We start from the raw sequence: 17,417 nt of genomic DNA, 5'->3' as shown, positions 1-17,417 counted from the left end.
CGACGCGCGGTTACGGCTTTGCCAGATGGGCTGAAAGGCTCGCCACCATTTCCAGTACGAATGCGCGGTCCTTGTTCGATAGCGTGCCGATGAGATTCGTGATCGCGCGTCCCTGATCTTCCGCCCTGTTGCTGGATTCGATCAGCAGATCACCCACCGGGCAGTCGAAAATGCCGGCCAGTTCCACCAGGCGCGCCACAGTCGGCATCACAATGCCCCGCTCCATGCGCGATACCGCCTCGTTGCCAATGTTGAGCCGCTCGGCGACCTCCTCCTGAGTGAGCATGCAGGCCACTCTTCTCTTCGAGATAGCTTTGCCCACCACGCGCGCCAAGGCGTGTTCATTCATTTTCATGTTGACCTCCATTCAACTTAAATGGTGGTGTCTCAACTTGTTGACATGAAGGGCTTTTAAGGTTGACCATCAGCCTTTAAAGAGGTTTCCGACGTTCTGAAGCAAAAATGAAAACAATAAATAAAAAGATCGGTGCGAACTCGACTGGCCGACATTCGTAGAAATTCGAAGCAAGTCCCTGCGTTGTGAAATTTGCTGGTGCCGGTGCACCGGCACAGTCCAACCGCACCTGCCTCGTGCATTTCTCACTGACCAACTGGAGTCGAATCGATGTCCGCTTTACCGTCCTTCCGCGACTGGCCGATCGCCGCCAAGCTCAATGTGGTGCAGTTCTTGAGCATGGGGGTATTGCTCGCCATCGCCATCACCGCGCTGGTGCTGTGGCTGGGCCTGGTGCTTGAGGAAAAGAGCCTGGAGAGCGTGCGCCAAAGTAATCAGCAAGCCATCGACATGCTGGCGGTCTATAACAGCGCCACAGAGCAAAGCGCGGAAAGACTGGGCGAGGTACTGGCCGCCCGTTATCCGGACGGCTTCAGCCTGGATGAGGGGGCGGGCATCGCCATCGGCGGTATTGTCACGCCCCTGTTGCGCTCCGGCGATCATGTGCTCAACCTTGATTTCGCGATTGTCGATGACTTCACTGCCACCACCCAGGCGGTAGCCACCCTGTTCGCCCGCATGGGGGACGATTTCGTCCGGGTGGCCACTTCGCTGAAGAAGGAAGACGGCGAGCGCGCCGTGGGTACCCTTTTGGGTTCGGCGCACCCTGCCCATGCACGGTTGCTGCAGGGGGAGCCTTACACCGGCAAGGCCAACTTGTTCGGTCGCGACTACATGACCCGCTACCTGCCGCAGCGGGATGCATCCGGGCGCGTCGTCGCCGTGCTGCTCATCGGCCTGGACTTCACCCGGGAACTGGCATTCCTGAAAGAGCGCATCGGCAGCATCAGACTCGGTCGTACCGGCTATATCTTTGCCGTGGACGCAGGTGAGGACAGGGGAACCCTGGTGATCCATCCGGCCCAGGAGGGCGCCAATCTGCTGGAGGCCAGGGATGCCAACGGTGTCGCCTTCATTCGTGAGATGGTGGATGGCAAGGCAGGCACCCTCCGCTATCTGTTCACCAATCCTGGCGAGCGCCGGCCCAGGGACAAGGTGGTCCCGTTCGGTCATTTCGCCCCCTGGAATTGGGTGGTGGGCGCCTCCCTCTACCGCGACGATCTGATGGAAGAGGCGAGCGCGGTGCGTAACCGGCTGATCATCGGAGCCATCGTGCTCGGTCTGTCGCTGCTGTTGGTGAGCGTGCTGGTCGTGCGCCGCTGGGTCAGCCGGCCCCTCGCTGATGCGGTGGTCGCAATTCAGCACATTGCCAGCGGCAACCTGGCAGTGCATATCCCGCCCCAGGGCAAGGATGAAAGCGGACTGCTGCTCAACGCCACCCGGACGATGGCCGGCAACATGAGCGAGGCTATTGCCAGCATCCAGACCGCCGCCCGGCAAGTGGGAGAGTGCGCCGACCATCTGTCCGAGACCACTCGCGAGGTCGCCGCCAAATCGGGGTTGCAAAGCGAGGCGGCCACCTCCATGGCTGCGGCCATCGAAGAAATGAACGCCAGCATCGGCCATGTCGCCGAGAACTCGCAGAATGCCAGGGAAATTTCCGCTTCCTCCGGGCAGGTTTCCAGCGAGGGCACGGAGGTGATCCAGCAGACGGTGGGGAGCATGACGCGCATCGCCGGCGCGGTGCGCGACGCCTCTGCCACGGTTGCCCAGCTGGGAGAGGAATCCCAGGCGATTTCCGCCATCATCGATGTGATCAAGGGCATTGCCGGCCAGACCAACCTGCTGGCCCTGAATGCCGCGATCGAGGCGGCCAGGGCCGGCGAGGCGGGGCGCGGCTTTGCCGTGGTAGCCGATGAGGTACGCAAGCTGGCCGAGCGCACCTCGCTCTCCACCCAGGAAATCGAAGGCATGATCGGTCGTATCCAGGACGGCACCAGCGAAGCGGTGTGCAATATGGAAACCGGCGTCAGGCAGGTGGAGGAGGGCGTTACGTTCGCCACCCAGGCCGGTGGCAGCATCGCCGATATTCGCCTCAGTGCCGATCAGGTCTCCCGGGCCGTCAACGACATTTCCGAGGCACTGGCGCAGCAGACTACGGCCTCGCACGAGATTGCCGAGAATGTGGCGAGGATTGCCGCCATGGCCAATGAAAACAATTTCCTGGTACAGAACTCAGCCGGTTACGCCGAAGAGCTCAAGCAACTGGCCGCCAGCCTGAACCAGCGTGCCTCGCGTTTCGTCATCACGGGTTGAATATCGCCCGGCGCGCCGGCTGGTCGCCAGGCTCGCTCAAGGCAACGCCTTCTCGGCGAAGGGGCGAGTCACGAGCCCCAGCTGGGCGCGAAAGCTTTCCATGTCGAACATGGTGCAGATTTCCTCGATCTGCCGGCTGGGCGTGAGGGTCCAGAAGGCCATGGCGGAAATGCTCAGCACCTTGTCGCTGGACGGATAGCCGAACGCGGGGCGCTCGATGGTGCCGATCAGGGTGCTCCAGGTGACGACCTTGTTGCCCTCGGCGATGCACTCTTCGACGACCACTTCCAGCTCAGGCATGGCGTGGCGGATCTGACGGACCATGTCGAGAAATTCGGCGCTGTAAAGCGAGCGTCCGATGAACGAGCTTTTGTAGAGGAAATCCTTGCTGTGCAACTGCTCGGCCAGGGCCATGTGCCCGCGATTCCAGGTCAGTTCGATGTGTTGGCGGACCAGTTTCTTGTAGTCGTCCAATGACATATACGCGCTCCAGGGTGCCTGTCGGATGTGATCGAGCGCGCACTTTAGGGGCTGCTCCTGCTTCATCGCAAGCCGCTTTGCCGGTGTGAGCCGGCCATCTCGCGATGACTGCCGGGTCGGGCTCAGTCGTTGCCGAGCCTGATCCGGAACGCTGCGCCGCCGAGCCCGGACTCGCCCAGGCTGAGTTCGCCGCCATAGCTGTCGAGGATGTCCTTGGCCACCGCCAGGCCGATGCCCTGACCGGGGTGCTGGCTGTCGAAGCGTTCGCCGCGGCGGATGATCCGCGCCCGCTGATCGACCGGCACGCCCGGTCCGTCATCCTCGATGCCGAGCAGCAGGTCACCTTCGCTGTTGCTGGCGCTGATGTGCACCTGCCGCAGGCAGAGGCGATAGGCGTTCTCCAGCAGGTTGCCGAGCAGCTCCATCAGCGCGCCTCGCTCCATCGGTACCAGGCATGGTTCGGCGAGCTGCATGTCGACCTGCACGTGCTTGTCACGGTAGACCTTGTCCAGCGTGCCGCAGAGGCTGACCAGCAGCGGCCTGAGTTCGACCCGATGACGCACCAGGCCGCTCTTGCCGAGGCTGGCACGTTGCAGCTGATAGCCGATCTGCTGGCTCATGCGTTCGATCTGCGCCTGCATCACCTGCGCCTGCTGGCGGCTATGCGCTTGCGCCGAGAGTGTTTCGCCGACGCCCTGCAGCACGCTGAGCGGTGTTTTCAGGCTGTGCGCCAGATCGCCGAGGGAGTTGCGGTATTGCTCGCGCTGGCGGCGCTCGCTATCGAGCAGGCGGTTGAGCGAGCGCGTCAGGCGCAGCAGCTCGCGTGGGTGATCATCGCTCAGTCGTTCGCGCTGGCTGGCTTCGACCTCGTCGAGTTCAACGCTGACCCGCTTGAGGGTGCGAAAGCCCCAGGTCAGGCCGAGCCAGAGCAGTACCAGCAACACCAGCAACCCGCTACCCAGCCACAGGTAGAGCTGGCGGCGAAACTCTTCGAACAGGCTCACGTACTCGCTGGTCGGTTGCATGGTGACGAAGCTGAAGGCGTTGTCGCGGCTGCCGGTCAGATGCAGTTCGACGTCGTAAACGAAGTACTCGACGCCATCTGCGTCACGTATGCGCAGAAACTCGGTGATGCGGCCTTCGTAGCGCGGACGGTAGTCGATGCGCTCGTCGGCCGCCGAGCGCGAATGCCAGACCAGCTCGCCACGGCGGTCATAAATAAAGCCCAGCAGTTGTGCGTCCGGCAGGTTGAATTCTTCGTCCGGCAGCCGCTCCGGCATCGATAACCGCCCATTTTCCACCTGTGCGGCACTGATCAGCGTGTTGGCATCGGCGGCCAGACGCTGTTCGATGACCCGTTCGAAGGTCAGGCTGAAGGCGCCCTGCAGGACCGGCAGCAGCACCAGCATGAACAGCACGGCCAGGCCTGCGGCGCCAAGCATCAGTCGCAGGCGCAACGACATGGCGCTGGTCAGCAGGGTACGCGCGCGCGCCTGGAGCCGGCGCCAGCGTCGGCTCATCGGCAGCGCTCGGTGAACAGGTAGCCCAGGCCGCGCACGGTCTCGATGGGTTTCATCGCGCACTGGGCTTCGAGCTTGCGCCGCAGCCGCCCGACCAGTACTTCGATCACGTTCGGGTCGCGTTCCTCGTCGCCGCTGTAGAGTTGCTCCATCAGCCGCTCCTTGGCCACCACCTGCTGCTGGTGGCGCATCAGGTATTCGAGGATGCGGTATTCGTAGGCGGTCAGCGCCAGCGTCTCGCCGTTGGCCGTGGCTTGCTTGCGGTTGAGGTCGAGCACCAGCGGGCCGGCTTCGATGGTGGCCTGGGTGAAGCCGCTGGAACGGCGCAGCAGGGCGTTCAGGCGTGCTTCCAGTTCCTCGAACTGAAAGGGCTTGACTACGTAATCGTCAGCGCCGGCAGCCAGGCCTTCGACCTTGTCCTGCCAGTTGCCACGCGCCGTGAGGATGAGGATCGGAAAGGTCTTGCCGCGGCTGCGCAGCTGGCGGATCAGGTCCAGTCCGCTGATACCGGGCAGGCCGAGATCGATAACGGCAAGGTCGTGATTGAATTCGTAGGTCTGATACAGCGCCTCTTCGGCGTTGGGTACGGCATCGACAATGTGCCCGCTCTCGCCGAGCCGGGTCTGCAAGTGGTGGCGCAGCAGCGCCTCGTCTTCCACCACCAGCACTTTCATGTTTGTGCTCCCTAATACAGACGACCGGGCCTTGCCCGGTCGTCATTCAACGTTCTGTTGGCACAGTCGCCGTCAGAAGTGATAGTTCAGGCCCAGATAGGCCTGCTTGCTGCTGTGCACGTCGATCGAACCCAGCTTGCCGACGCCGCGCTCGGACACTTCGGTACCGGCATTGCTGCGCAGGTAGCGGTAGCCCGCTTCCACCGAGGTGTTGTCGCCGAGCTTCTGCAGGATACCGGCCTGCACGCCGACCAGGTAGCCGATGTCGCTGTCACGGCTGTAGCCCTTGGACTCGTTTTCCAGCTTGGTCAGACCGGCGCTGGCACCGCCGAACAGGCGGGTGGTGTCGCCCAGCGGGACGAACATGTCGTAGCTGCCGATCAGATTCTGCTGACGCAGCTTGAGACTGCTGCCATAGTCGTCCGAAACGTTCTCGTAGGTCATGTAGTAGCGGGCCTCGTCGGTCATCTGGCCGGCGCGCACACCCCAGGTGCCGCTGTTCTTGAGTACGTCATCGAAGCGGTTCTTGCCTGCCATGTTCTGCTTCAGCGAGCCGGAACGGTCGGTGTTGACGGTGCTTTTGCCCCAGGTGAAGCCGGCGAAGTTCTCGGCGGCGTGAGCGCCGAAGCTGAAGATGCCGAGGGTGGTGGCAAGGGCCAGAGTGCTAAGTTTTTTCATCGGTGACTCCTTTTCAGACAGCGGGATACTGACGGTCCCTAGCCTGAACGCTTGTCACTGAACCTTTCCTGAACCCAGCCTGAACCTGCGCTGAACGAGTACTGCATGTCACGCCGTTGGTCCGGCACCGGACTTTTATGCAAGCTGCTGCGACTCGCTCTGATCGCCCACTCTGGCGTCATCGTACGGTTGGTTGCGTAGAGGCGGTGACGCTACCGGGTGCGCAGATTCTCAGGCGGTGCAGGATTTGTCCCAATTGAGGTGCCCGCGCAGCAGACACGCAGCCTCGGCCCGGTTGGATGCGCCAATCTTGCGCAGCAGGTTGTGGATATGGCTTTTGATCGTATGTGGGCTGAGGTTCAGTCGTTCGGCGATTTCGGCGTTTGAAAGCCCTTTGCCGGCCAGGCTGAGAATCTCGCGCTCACGCAGGGTCAGCGAGGGTTTGCTGCCGGCGCGCTGGCGCATGCGCCGCCACTGGCTGAGCAGGCGCTCGGTCAGTAACCGTGGCAACCAGTCGCCGCCATCGAGCAGTATCTGAATGCCTTCCAGCAAGTGTTCGGGTGTGGTGTGGGTATAGAACACGCCGCGAATGGCCGGATATTGTTCCACCAGCTGTTCGGCCTGCTCCGGTGCGATGTTCAGCAATGCCACGGGCGCTTTTTCACCCAGTCGCTCCAGCAGGCTGGACAGTTGCTCGGTGTCGTTGTTGTCGGCATCTACCAGATAGAGGTCGGGTGTTTGCGCAGTGTTGTCTCCGGGCCGCGTCAGGGTGACGTCCAGCCAGGTCTGTTCGCCAAGAAAGTGTTTGAAGAAAAGTCCCAGCAACTCGTTGCCGGTGAGCAGGCTTACGCAAGAAAGGTTGCGCTCCTGGTCGGTCAGATCCGCCTCGTCCATGTTCGATCCATATAGGTAGCAAAGTTCCTAAACGACCGGTGTCTGGCTGCGAAGTTCATTCCGGGTGCTGTCCATGGTGTAGGGATGACGATGCGACGAACGGTGAGGTGAACGCAGTGCGCACTGCGGGCATTTGTGGCGAGGGGAAAGATTTTGTAATGCCCTTGATGAAACCCTCAGCGTGGCGGGTTGCCCGATTGAAGGTAACCCCTCTGAAATAAGGAGAACGAACATGCAAACGACAAAACTCGCAGCTCTGACACTGGCCGGCCTGATGTCCACGGCCGTATTCGCAGCGGGCACCAGTGATACCGATAGCACCACGCGCGGTGACAATCGTTACGAGACGATCGATGGCACTACCACAGACGATACCAGTCGTTCAGGTATGCCCACCAATCCCGGCATGAGCACCGGAACAGGTTCTGATGCCGATACTCGCACCGGCACCGGTTCTGATGGCACTGGCACTGGCACTGGCACTGGCACTGGTGGCGGCGGTATGGGCACTGGTACCGGTGGTGGCGCAGGCGGAATGGGCGGTGGCGCAGGTAACTGATGTGATGAGGCGGTTCAAAAAGCTCCGGCTCTGCTCGGGGCTTTTTGCATTGATGAGCCGGGTGCGCCTGCCGTATCGCTGAAACTCATGCCGCAGGTGGTTGCCCAATGAGGTGTCACTTCTGGAGTGAGCCATGGACCTGCGTACGCTGATCTTCACCGCAACCCTGGCAGTTGCCGCCCCGGTGCTGGCGACTGGAACCGGCCCGACGATCCCGGAGAAAAGCCGCGAGCATCCCCTGGATACCCGCGAGCCACGACAGGACGTCATCGACGCTCCGGATGAGCGTCAGCCCCGGCCACCCACGCTGGATGCGCCGCCAGAAGTACCGCCACTGGAGCCGGTCGAACCGCTGCCGGAACGGCCCAAGCCGCAGGGCATCGAAACCAGCGGCAGAGCCATGCCGGTCAACTGGGCGTTCGATTGAGCATGAAAAAGGGAGACCGAAGTCTCCCTTATCGTTCAACGCTCGGCTATCAGAACAGCACACGGCTGCGGATGGTGCCGTTGACGTGCTGCAGTTTCTCCAGCGCCAGCTCGGAGTATTCCTTGTCCACGTCGATCACTACGTAGCCGACCTTCTCGTTGGTCTGCAGGAACTGGCCGGCGATGTTGATGCCGTTGTCGGCGAAGACCTTGTTGATCTCGCTCATCACACCCGGAATGTTCTGGTGGATGTGCAGCAGACGGTGCTTGTCGGGGTGCGACGGCAGTGCCACTTCCGGGAAGTTGACCGAGGATACCGAGGTGCCGTTGTCGCTGTACTTGACCAGTTTCTCGGCCACTTCCAGGCCGATATTGGCCTGCGCCTCGGCGGTGGAGCCACCGATGTGCGGGGTGAGAATCACGCGGTCCAGGCCACGCAGCGGGCTTTCGAATTCCTCATCGTTGGAGCGCGGCTCCACCGGGAACACGTCGATGGCGGCGCCGATCAGGTGTTCGTCCTTGATCGCGGCGGCCAGGTGATCCAGCTCGACCACGGTGCCGCGTGCGGCGTTGATCAGGATGCCGCCCTTTTTCATGGCGCGGATTTCCTTCTCGCCGATCATCCACTGGGTCGATGGCAGCTCGGGAACGTGCAGGGAGACGATGTCGCACATGCCCAGCAGCTCGTACAGCGAGCCGATCTGCGTGGCGTTGCCCAGCGGCAGCTTGGTCACCACGTCGTAGAAATAGACCTGCATGCCCAGCGCTTCGGCCAGTACCGAAAGCTGGGTGCCGATGGAGCCGTAGCCGATGATGCCGAGCTTCTTGCCGCGGATCTCGAAGGAGTTGGCCGCCGACTTGATCCAGCCGCCACGGTGGCAGGAGGCGTTCTTCTCCGGGATGCCGCGCAGCAGCAGGATGGCCTGGGCCAGCACCAGTTCGGCCACCGAGCGGGTGTTGGAATAGGGTGCGTTGAATACCGCGATACCGCGCTCGCGAGCGGCATTCAGATCGACCTGATTGGTGCCGATGCAGAAGCAGCCGACGGCGATCAGCTTCTTCGCCGCCTCGAAGACGTCCTCGGTGAGCTGGGTACGCGAACGGATGCCGATGAAGTGGGCATCGGCGATCTTTGCCTTCAGTTCGTCGCCGGACAGCGCCGTCTTGAGGTATTCGATGTTCGAGTAACCGGCGGCCTTCAGGGTGTCGACGGCGTTCTGGTGGACGCCTTCCAGAAGAAGGAACTTGATCTTGCTCTTGTCGAGAGAGGTCTGGCTCATCTGCATTAAAACCTTTAAGGCCGGAGGTTGTGACAAGTGTCCAGCGAAGGCTGGCCGAGCCGGAAATGCCGGTTCGGGAGTCTGCCGAGGCACGTTTCAAAGGGGTGCGTATGCTAGCATACGAGCCCCCTGAAACACCCATCCCCGAGCTGAAGCGTGCTCAGGGTGACCATGAATTGTATGAGAGTTCCCGCGATGACCGATCCCGCCCTGATCGATGAGCTGCAAACCCTGGTCGAGCCTGGCAAGGTGCTGACCGACGCCGATTCGCTGAATGCCTACGGCAAGGACTGGACCAAGCATTTCGCGCCGGCGCCCTCGGCCATCGTCTTCCCGAAAAGCATCGAGCAGGTGCAGGCCATCGTGCGCTGGGCCAATCAGCGCCAGGTCGCGCTGGTGCCGTCCGGCGGGCGCACGGGGCTGTCTGCTGCGGCGGTGGCGGCCAATGGCGAAGTGGTGGTGTCGTTCGACTATATGAACCAGATCCTCGAATTCAACGAGATGGATCGCACCGCCGTCTGCCAGCCGGGCGTGGTCACCGCGCAACTGCAGCAGTTCGCCGAAGACAAGGGCCTGTATTACCCGGTGGATTTCGCCTCCGCCGGTTCCAGCCAGATTGGCGGCAACATCGGCACCAATGCCGGCGGCATCAAGGTGATCCGCTACGGCATGACCCGCAACTGGGTCGCCGGCATGAAGGTGGTGACCGGCAAGGGTGACGTGCTGGAACTGAACAAGGACCTGATCAAGAACGCCACCGGCTACGACCTGCGTCAGCTGTTCATCGGCGCCGAGGGCACGCTCGGATTCGTGGTGGAAGCGACCATGCGCCTGGAGCGCCAGCCGACCAACCTCACCGCGCTGGTGCTGGGCACCCCGGATTTCGATTCGATCATGCCGGTGCTGCATGCCTTCCAGGACAAGCTGGACCTGACCGCCTTCGAGTTCTTCTCCGACAAGGCGCTGGCCAAGGTGCTCGGTCGCGGCGATGTGCCCGCGCCGTTCGAGACCGACTGCCCGTTCTATGCGCTGCTGGAATTCGAGGCCACCACCGAAGAGCGCGCCGACCAGGCGCTGGCCACCTTCGAGCATTGCGTGGAGCAGGGCTGGGTGCTCGATGGCGTGATGAGCCAGAGCGAGCAGCAATTGCAGAACCTGTGGAAGCTGCGCGAGTACATCTCCGAAACCATCAGCCACTGGACGCCGTACAAGAACGACATCTCGGTCACCATCGCCAAGGTACCGGCCTTCCTCAAGGAAATCGACGCCATCGTCGGCGAGCATTACCCGGACTTCGAGATCGTCTGGTTCGGCCATATCGGCGACGGCAACCTGCATCTGAACATCCTCAAGCCCGATGCGATGGACAAGGACGAGTTCTTCGGCAAGTGCGCCACGGTGAACAAGTGGGTGTTCGAGACCGTGCAGAAGTACAACGGCTCGATCTCCGCAGAACATGGCGTGGGCATGACCAAGCGCGATTATCTCGAATACAGCCGCTCGGCTGCGGAAATCGAGTACATGAAGGCGGTCAAGGCGGTGTTCGACCCCAATGGCATCATGAACCCCGGCAAGATCTTCAACTGACAGCGGCAATCGCGCCGATGGCGCGATCATTCGATAAAAGCGCTGGAGGCTGGAGAGCTGGACGATAAGTCGCCATTTTCTCTCGGACTGCTGTTCGTCCAGCCTTCAGCTTTCCAGCGATTTTCTCGGCTTTTGCGCGTAAGGAGTCCCCATGAACTACCAGCACCAGTACACCGACGGCACCCTGATCCACTACCCGCTGGGCAAGGTGGTCTGTATCGGTCGCAATTATGCCGAGCACGCGAAAGAACTGAACAACCCGGTGCCCACCGAGCCGCTGCTGTTCATCAAGCCCGGCAGCTGCACGGTGGCGCTGGAGGGCGGTTTCGGCATTCCTGTCGATCGTGGTGCCGTGCATTACGAAGCGGAAATCGCCGTGCTGATCGGCAAGCCGCTGTCGCGCAAGCCCAACGAAGAAGAGATCCGCGATGCCATCTCCGGCTTCGCTCCGGCGCTGGACCTGACCCTGCGCGACGTGCAGGCGAAGCTGAAGGAAAAGGGCCATCCGTGGGAGATCGCCAAGAGCTTCGACGGTGCCTGCGTGCTCGCGCCCTTCGTGCCCGTCAGCGCGGTGGAAGAGCTGACCGATATCGGCATCCGCCTGACCGTCAACGGCGAAGTGCGCCAGGACGGCAACAGCAGCCAGATGCTCAACGCCATTGTGCCGCTGCTGCAGCACATCGCCGGGCATTTCAGCCTGCAAGCGGGTGACGTGGTGTTGACCGGTACGCCGGCGGGTGTCGGGCCGCTGAATCAGGGCGACCAGTTGGCTCTGGAGCTGGTAGGGCTGTCGCGCTTCGAAAGCCACGTTCTATAAAGGCTGTGCTGGTCGACCGCGCTTCCGCGCCGTCGACCGGCTTTGTCGTTTTATTCTCGCATCCGCCCATGTTGTAATCGCGCCCCTTTCCGCGACTTGACCTCCATGTCTGCCATCGCCCGACACGCTTCGCGCCTGCGCCTCGTTCTGTTTTCCCTATTGTTTCTGATCATCGCGCTGGTGTTGCTGGCGGGTGTGCTGTTGCATTGGGACGAACAGCTCAGGCTTTACTGGCGTGAACAGGGGACCGATGCCGGGCAGCGGGCTGCCAGCATCTGGCTGCCCGATTACGAGCTGGTGCTGGAGACGACGCTGGCGGGCCTGGAAGAAGACGAAACCTCCGGCCTGACCTGGAATCCGCTGTCCGGCACGCTGTTTACCGTCACCGGGCAGAATCCGCAATTGGTCGAATTCACGCCGGGCGGCCTGGTGCTGCGCCGTATACGGCTGAACGGTTTTTCCGATCTGGAGGCGGTCGAGGCATTGGATGACGGGCGCCTGGCCATCGTCGATGAGCGCCGCAGGCTGGTGGCTGTGTTCCGCCTCGAACCCGGGGTGGACACGCTCGATCTGGACGATCTGGCCAGTTACGACCTGGGCTTCGCCGATGCCGGCAACAAGGGCTTCGAAGGCCTGGCCTGGGACCCGCATGGCCAGCGCCTGCTGCTGGCCAAGGAGCGTGATCCGCTGGGATTGTTCGCACTGCCGTTTCCCGGCGAGGACGGTGCCGCCGGAGCGCTCGAGGCGCTGCCATGGCAGCAGCCGTTGCCGGTGCGCGATATCTCCTCGGTGACCATCGATCCGCGAACCGGGCATACCCTGATGCTTTCCGACGAGTCGCGCCTGTTGGTCGAGCTTGACCTGCAGGGCAGGCCGCGCAGCTTCATCAGCCTGTTCGGCGGACTCAATGGGTTGGTACAGGGCATCGACCAGGCCGAGGGCGTGGCGATGGATGCCAAGGGCAACATCTACGTCGTGGGTGAACCCAACCGCTTCTACGTGTTCAGTCGCCGACCGGCTTCGGCCCGCTGATCGCACGCCGTTCAGTTTCGCGTAAGCCGCTTGTGCTAGAACGCAGCTGGACTTTTCCAGGAGCGTTTCAATGAAGCCCGGATTCTTACGCTATTCCCTGGCGGCGCTGGCGGTATGCCTGCTGTTGCTGGGCGTGCTGGCCGGCCAGCAATTTCGCCTGTTCGAGCGGGCCTGGTTCAACACGGTCGCCTGGCTCCAGCAGGACCAGCGCCGCGAGCGCTCCCTCTGGTTGCCGGATTACCGCGCCGAGATCCAGGCCAAGGTGGTGGAGGGGGTGGCCGATGATCTCTCCGCGCTGACTTTCGACCGTGAGCGGCGGGTGCTGGTGAGCGTTACCAACCAGCCTCCGCAACTGGTGGAGCTGTCGCTGGACGGTGAATTGCTGCGCACTGTCGAACTGCGTGGCTTCAGCGATCCGGAAGCTGTCGAGTACATCGCTCCGGGGCTGTTCGTGATCGCCGACGAGCGTGAGCAGCGGCTGGTCGAGGTGCGCCTCGATAATGATGCTCAGGTGTTCGATGCCGCCGGCGCGCCGCAACTGTCGCTGGGCATCGGCCTGAACGGCAACAAGGGCCTGGAGGGCCTGGCCTACGACCCGGTGAGCGAGACCCTGCTGGTGGCCAAGGAGCGTGATCCGGTGCGTATCTTTGCAATCCGCGGCTTCCCGCATCGGCAGCCGGAGGCGGCGCTGGACGTGCAACTGCTGGAGAGCGTCGAGCGCGATGCGCGGCTGTTTCTCCGCGATCTTTCCAGCCTCGACTTCGATGCCGCCAGCGGTCATCTGCTGGTGCTCTCCGACGAGTCCCGGCTGCTGCTGGAGCTGGACCGCGATGGTCGGCCGATCAGCTCGCTGTCGCTGCTGGCCGGCCACCACGGCCTGACGCGCAGCGTGCCCCAGGCCGAGGGCGTGACGCTGGACGACCGCGGTGTGCTCTACCTGATCAGCGAACCGAATCTGTTCTATCGGTTCGTGCCGCGCTGAGACGCTGCTGTAGCGTTTTTATAGGACGAACCATGCTCGCGAGGCTTCTATGCGCGGCATTCGCGAGCATGGCTCTCCTACGGATTACACACCGTCTCCAGTGCAGGGGTGGAGGTATCGGGTCAGCGCTTGAGCGTCTGCACGCCGTCCTGGGTACCGAGCAGCAGGATATCCGCCGGGCGTGCGGCGAACAGGCCGTTGGTGACCACGCCGACGATGTTGTTGATCTGTGCTTCGACGTCGGGGGCGAAGCCGATCATCAGGTTGTGCACGTCGAGGATGACGTTGCCGTTGTCGGTCACCACGCCGTCGCGGTAGACCGGGTCGCCGCCCAGCTTGACCAGCTCGCGCGCCACATGGCTGCGGGCCATGGGGATGACTTCCACCGGCAGCGGGAATTCGCCGAGGCGCTCGACCCGCTTGCTGCCGTCGGCGATGCAGATGAAGGTGCGTGCCACCGCCGCGACGATCTTCTCGCGGGTCAATGCCGCGCCGCCGCCCTTGATCAGCTCCAGGTGGTCGTTGGCTTCGTCGGCGCCGTCGACGTAGAACTCCAGCTCGGCGACCGAGTTCAGGTCGTAGACCGGAATGCCATGCCCCTTCAGGCGTTCGGCGGTGGCCTCCGAACTGGCCACCGCGCCGTCGAAGAAGCCCTTGTGTTTCGCCAGCAGGTCGATGAAGAAGTTGGCGGTCGAGCCGGTGCCGACGCCGATGATGCTGCGATCGTTGAGCTGCGGGACGATGAGGTCGACGGCGGCCTGGGCAACGGCCTGCTTGAGTTGATCCTGGTTCATGGCGTTCTGGGGTCCGGGCGGAAGAATCGAGAGGCGGAATTATAGCCGGGCCTTACCGGTGGGTCTTGTTCGCGAAGCTGTACCGGTGTGTTGCGCGCCGATTGCCGGTGGTCGGCGGGTTTTCTGCGGAGTAGACTCGTGGGCTCCGCAAAAGCCCGCCAAGATAGCCAGAATGCTCGAACAGTACGTCAAGAAGATCCTCACCTCGCGCGTCTACGACGTGGCCGTGGAAACCCCGCTGCAGCCCGCCCGCCAGCTTTCCGAGCGGCTCGGCAACCAGATTCTGCTCAAGCGTGAGGATCTGCAGCCGGTGTTCTCCTTCAAGATTCGCGGCGCCTACAACAAACTGGCGCAGCTGACGAGCGAAGAGCTCGCCCGTGGCGTGGTCACCGCCTCGGCGGGCAACCATGCGCAGGGCCTGGCGCTGGCGGCGCGCGAACTGGGCATCAAGGCCACCATCGTCATGCCGCGCACCACGCCGGAGCTGAAGGTGCAGGGCGTGCGCGCCCGTGGCGGCAAGGTGGTGCTGCATGGCGATGCCTTCCCCGATGCGCTGGCGCATTCGCTGAAGCTGGTCGAGGAAAAGGGCTTCGTCTACATCCATCCCTACGACGATCCGGACGTGATCGCCGGGCAGGGCACCGTGGCGATGGAGATTCTCAGCCAGCACCAGGGGCCGCTGGATGCGATCTTCGTCCCGGTGGGCGGCGGCGGGTTGATCGCCGGCGTTGCGGCCTACATCAAGTACCTGCGCCCGGAAACCCGTGTGATCGGCGTCGAGCCGGACGACTCCAACTGCCTGCAGCAGGCCATGGCCGCTGGCGAGCGGGTGGTGCTGCCGCAGGTCGGGCTGTTCGCCGACGGCGTGGCGGTGGCGCAGATCGGCGCCCACTGCTTCGATATCTGCCGGCAGCATGTCGATGAAGTGATCACGGTCAGCACCGACGAGCTCTGCGCGGCGATCAAGGACATCTACGACGACACCCGTTCGATCACCGAGCCGGCGGGCGCGCTGGCCGTCGCCGGGATCAAGAAGTACGTCGAGCGCGATGGCGTCGCCAATCAGGTGCTGGTGGGCATCGACTCGGGCGCCAACATCAACTTCGACCGCCTGCGCCATGTCGCCGAGCGCTCCGAGCTGGGCGAGAAGCGCGAGGCAATCATTGCCGTGACCATTCCCGAGCAGCCGGGCAGCTTCAAGGCCTTCTGCGCGGCCATCGGCAAGCGCCAGATCACCGAATTCAACTACCGTTACCACCAGAACGGCGAGGCGCACATCTTCGTCGGCGTGCAGACGCACCCGGAAAACGATCCGCGCGAGGCGCTAGTCGAAGGGCTGCGCGACAAAGGGTTTCCCGTGCACGACCTCACCGAGAATGAACTGGCCAAGCTGCACATCCGTCATATGGTGGGTGGCCACGCAGCCGGTGTCAGCGACGAGATGGTGTTGCGCTTCGAATTCCCGGAACGTCCCGGCGCGCTGTTCAATTTCCTCAACAACTTGGGCGGGCGCTGGAATATCTCGATGTTCCACTACCGCAACCACGGCGCCGCCGATGGCCGGGTGGTGGCGGGTCTGCAGGTGCCGGAGACCGAGCGCGAACTGCTGGCGGCGGCGCTGGAAAAGATCGGCTATCGCTACTGGGACGAGACGGACAATCCGGCCTATCAGCTTTTTCTGGGCTGACGAGGGGACAGATGGAACATTACAAACTGCTGTACATCGGTCATGCCGCGCTGGCGATCCTGCTGCCGCTGGGGTTGATCGTGCACATGGTCATCCTCTGGAAGGCCTGGCGCCGCGCCGAGGCTGCCGTGCTGCAGCAGAAACTGAAACGGACCCGGCAGATTTCCCTGCCGCTGCTGGCAGTGCTGGCCCTGCTGCTGCCGGTCAGCGGCTGGTGGCTGGTGCACTTGGCCGGCTTCGCCCTGGGTCAGCTGTGGCTGCTGGCCAGCTCGCTGCTGTTCCTGGCGCTGGTGCCGCTGTTCCTGCTGCTCGGCGGTCGCCTGCGCGCCTGGCAGGGGCTGGGTGATGCGCCAGTGCCGGCCCGGTTGCCGCGCTTCGCGCTGGCCTACGCCGGGCTGATCCTGCTGATACTGGTCGCCATCATGGGCCTGATGGGCGCCAAGCCGGTCTGATCCGTAGGGTCGAATTCATTCGACCGCAGACAGGTACAAGGCTGAATAAACCCGGCCCTGCGACCCAATCGCCCGCTAGCGCAAAGACAGAATCTTCCAGCCACGCTGTTCGGCGATATCGCGCAGGATCGGGTCCGGATCCACCGCCACCGGATGGCTGACCCGCTCCAGCAACGGCAGGTCGTTGCGCGAGTCGCTGTAGAAATAGCTGTCGTCCAGGCTCTGCCCGGTTTCTTCGAGCCAGCGTTCGATCCGTGTGACCTTGCCTTCCTGGAAGCAGGGGATGTCGGTCAGGCGACCGGTGTAGCGGTCATCGAGCATCTCGCATTCGGTGGCCAGCAGGGTGTCAACGCCCAGTCGCGCGGCGATCGGCCCGGTGATGAAACGGTTGGTGGCGGTGATGATCACCACGCGGTCGCCCGCCTCGTGATGCTGGCGCACCAGTGCCTCGCCTTTGGCCAGCACGATGGGCTCGATGAATTCGGCCATGAACTGTCGGTGCCATCCTTCCAGCTGCGCCATTTCGCTGCGTCCCAGCAACTCCTGGCAGAAGTTCTGGTACGCCAGTACGTCCAGTTCGCCAGCCAGATAGTCCTGGTAGAAGGCATCGTTGCGTGCCTTGTAGTCCGTGGCATCGACGAGGCCGTGGCGGCAGAGAAACTCACCCCAGGCGTGATCGCTGTCTCCGGCCAGCAGGGTGTTGTCGAGATCGAATAGAGCCAGGCGCACGTGGCGAACCCTCACGATGGAAAACGCGCAGCATAGCGGGAATCGCCCGGCCACGGCAGCCCGAGGAACAGCGGCGACGGCCTGCAGAGCCCGTTGCAGAGCAGGTGATTATCCTGCTTTCGGCTTCGCGCCTTTTTGTGGAACAATGCGGCGCA

The 17,417-nt window shown here is 62.9% G+C and carries 18 protein-coding genes; 9 read left to right on the top strand and 9 right to left on the bottom strand.

Going from position 1 to position 17,417, the window contains the following annotated elements; all coding sequences use genetic code 11:
* Positions 1–10: 10 nt before the first annotated feature.
* Positions 11–355 carry a helix-turn-helix domain-containing protein gene (locus tag ACYCFC_RS16400; protein WP_181085659.1) on the bottom strand — a complete coding sequence of 115 codons (345 nt, stop codon included), beginning with the start codon at positions 353–355 and terminating at the stop codon, positions 11–13.
* Between the two features lie 270 nt (positions 356–625).
* Here ACYCFC_RS16400 and ACYCFC_RS16395 point away from each other — a divergent pair, with 270 nt between their 5' ends.
* On the top strand, positions 626–2,671 hold the full coding sequence (locus tag ACYCFC_RS16395) for a methyl-accepting chemotaxis protein (RefSeq protein ID WP_459652247.1): 2,046 nt from the start codon (positions 626–628) through the stop codon (positions 2,669–2,671).
* Positions 2,672–2,707: 36 nt separating this feature from the next.
* Here the strand turns inward: ACYCFC_RS16395 and ACYCFC_RS16390 are convergent, their stop codons facing one another.
* From ACYCFC_RS16390 to ACYCFC_RS16370, 5 genes are all read right to left on the bottom strand, one after another.
* Positions 2,708–3,151: a ketosteroid isomerase-related protein gene (locus tag ACYCFC_RS16390; RefSeq protein ID WP_181085655.1), complete on the bottom strand. Its 444-nt coding sequence runs from the start codon at positions 3,149–3,151 to the stop codon at positions 2,708–2,710.
* 122 nt (positions 3,152–3,273) lie between these two features.
* A complete protein-coding gene (locus ACYCFC_RS16385) occupies positions 3,274–4,671 on the bottom strand; it encodes an ATP-binding protein (protein WP_459652246.1) in 1,398 nt (465 codons plus the stop codon).
* Entirely contained in the window at positions 4,668–5,345 is a 678-nt protein-coding gene (locus tag ACYCFC_RS16380) for a response regulator (RefSeq protein ID WP_459652245.1), read from the bottom strand. The genes ACYCFC_RS16385 and ACYCFC_RS16380 overlap by 4 nt, the downstream gene beginning before the upstream one ends.
* 72 nt (positions 5,346–5,417) lie before the next feature.
* Positions 5,418–6,023: a hypothetical protein gene (locus ACYCFC_RS16375; protein ID WP_459652244.1), complete on the bottom strand. Its 606-nt coding sequence runs from the start codon at positions 6,021–6,023 to the stop codon at positions 5,418–5,420.
* A 231-nt stretch (positions 6,024–6,254) separates the two neighbouring features.
* Positions 6,255–6,917: a helix-turn-helix transcriptional regulator gene (locus ACYCFC_RS16370; protein ID WP_459652243.1), complete on the bottom strand. Its 663-nt coding sequence runs from the start codon at positions 6,915–6,917 to the stop codon at positions 6,255–6,257.
* A gap of 428 nt (positions 6,918–7,345) precedes the next feature.
* Between ACYCFC_RS16370 and ACYCFC_RS16365 the strand changes: the two genes are divergently transcribed.
* Entirely contained in the window at positions 7,346–7,558 is a 213-nt protein-coding gene (locus tag ACYCFC_RS16365) for a hypothetical protein (RefSeq protein WP_459652242.1), read from the top strand.
* A 51-nt stretch (positions 7,559–7,609) separates the two neighbouring features.
* The gene (locus ACYCFC_RS16360; RefSeq protein ID WP_181085641.1) at positions 7,610–7,903 is read left to right on the top strand and encodes a hypothetical protein; all 294 of its coding nucleotides are present in this window, start codon (positions 7,610–7,612) and stop codon (positions 7,901–7,903) included.
* Positions 7,904–7,952: 49 nt separating this feature from the next.
* On the opposite strand, the gene serA is transcribed toward ACYCFC_RS16360, so the two are convergent.
* Entirely contained in the window at positions 7,953–9,182 is a 1,230-nt protein-coding gene (gene serA / locus ACYCFC_RS16355) for a phosphoglycerate dehydrogenase (RefSeq protein WP_181085639.1), read from the bottom strand.
* A 195-nt stretch (positions 9,183–9,377) separates the two neighbouring features.
* Here serA and ACYCFC_RS16350 point away from each other — a divergent pair, with 195 nt between their 5' ends.
* The 4 genes from ACYCFC_RS16350 (at position 9,378) to ACYCFC_RS16335 (ending at position 13,600) form a co-directional block, all read left to right on the top strand.
* Positions 9,378–10,769: an FAD-binding oxidoreductase gene (locus tag ACYCFC_RS16350; RefSeq protein ID WP_459652241.1), complete on the top strand. Its 1,392-nt coding sequence runs from the start codon at positions 9,378–9,380 to the stop codon at positions 10,767–10,769.
* A 151-nt stretch (positions 10,770–10,920) separates the two neighbouring features.
* Complete coding sequence (locus ACYCFC_RS16345; protein WP_181085635.1) at positions 10,921–11,586, top strand: fumarylacetoacetate hydrolase family protein; 666 nt, start codon at positions 10,921–10,923, stop codon at positions 11,584–11,586.
* 105 nt (positions 11,587–11,691) lie between these two features.
* Positions 11,692–12,618 (top strand): SdiA-regulated domain-containing protein, encoded by a 927-nt coding sequence (locus tag ACYCFC_RS16340; RefSeq protein WP_459652240.1) that lies wholly within the window; start codon positions 11,692–11,694, stop codon positions 12,616–12,618.
* Positions 12,619–12,688: 70 nt separating this feature from the next.
* On the top strand, positions 12,689–13,600 hold the full coding sequence (locus tag ACYCFC_RS16335; RefSeq protein ID WP_459652239.1) for an SdiA-regulated domain-containing protein: 912 nt from the start codon (positions 12,689–12,691) through the stop codon (positions 13,598–13,600).
* Between the two features lie 122 nt (positions 13,601–13,722).
* Here ACYCFC_RS16335 and rpiA read toward each other — a convergent pair whose 3' ends face one another.
* On the bottom strand, positions 13,723–14,394 hold the full coding sequence (gene rpiA / locus ACYCFC_RS16330) for a ribose-5-phosphate isomerase RpiA (RefSeq protein WP_181085630.1): 672 nt from the start codon (positions 14,392–14,394) through the stop codon (positions 13,723–13,725).
* Between the two features lie 100 nt (positions 14,395–14,494).
* On the opposite strand from rpiA, the gene ilvA reads away from it, so the two are divergent.
* On the top strand, positions 14,495–16,081 hold the full coding sequence (ilvA, locus tag ACYCFC_RS16325) for a threonine ammonia-lyase, biosynthetic (RefSeq protein WP_459654016.1): 1,587 nt from the start codon (positions 14,495–14,497) through the stop codon (positions 16,079–16,081).
* An 11-nt stretch (positions 16,082–16,092) separates the two neighbouring features.
* On the top strand, positions 16,093–16,533 hold the full coding sequence (locus ACYCFC_RS16320) for a DUF2269 family protein (protein ID WP_459652238.1): 441 nt from the start codon (positions 16,093–16,095) through the stop codon (positions 16,531–16,533).
* A 75-nt stretch (positions 16,534–16,608) separates the two neighbouring features.
* On the opposite strand, the gene ACYCFC_RS16315 is transcribed toward ACYCFC_RS16320, so the two are convergent.
* On the bottom strand, positions 16,609–17,262 hold the full coding sequence (locus ACYCFC_RS16315; protein WP_181085624.1) for a histidinol-phosphatase: 654 nt from the start codon (positions 17,260–17,262) through the stop codon (positions 16,609–16,611).
* Positions 17,263–17,417: the final 155 nt, after the last annotated feature.

This window comes from Stutzerimonas sp. NM35, assembly GCF_054604355.1.
This window is presented reverse-complemented; position numbering and strand designations above follow the sequence as displayed.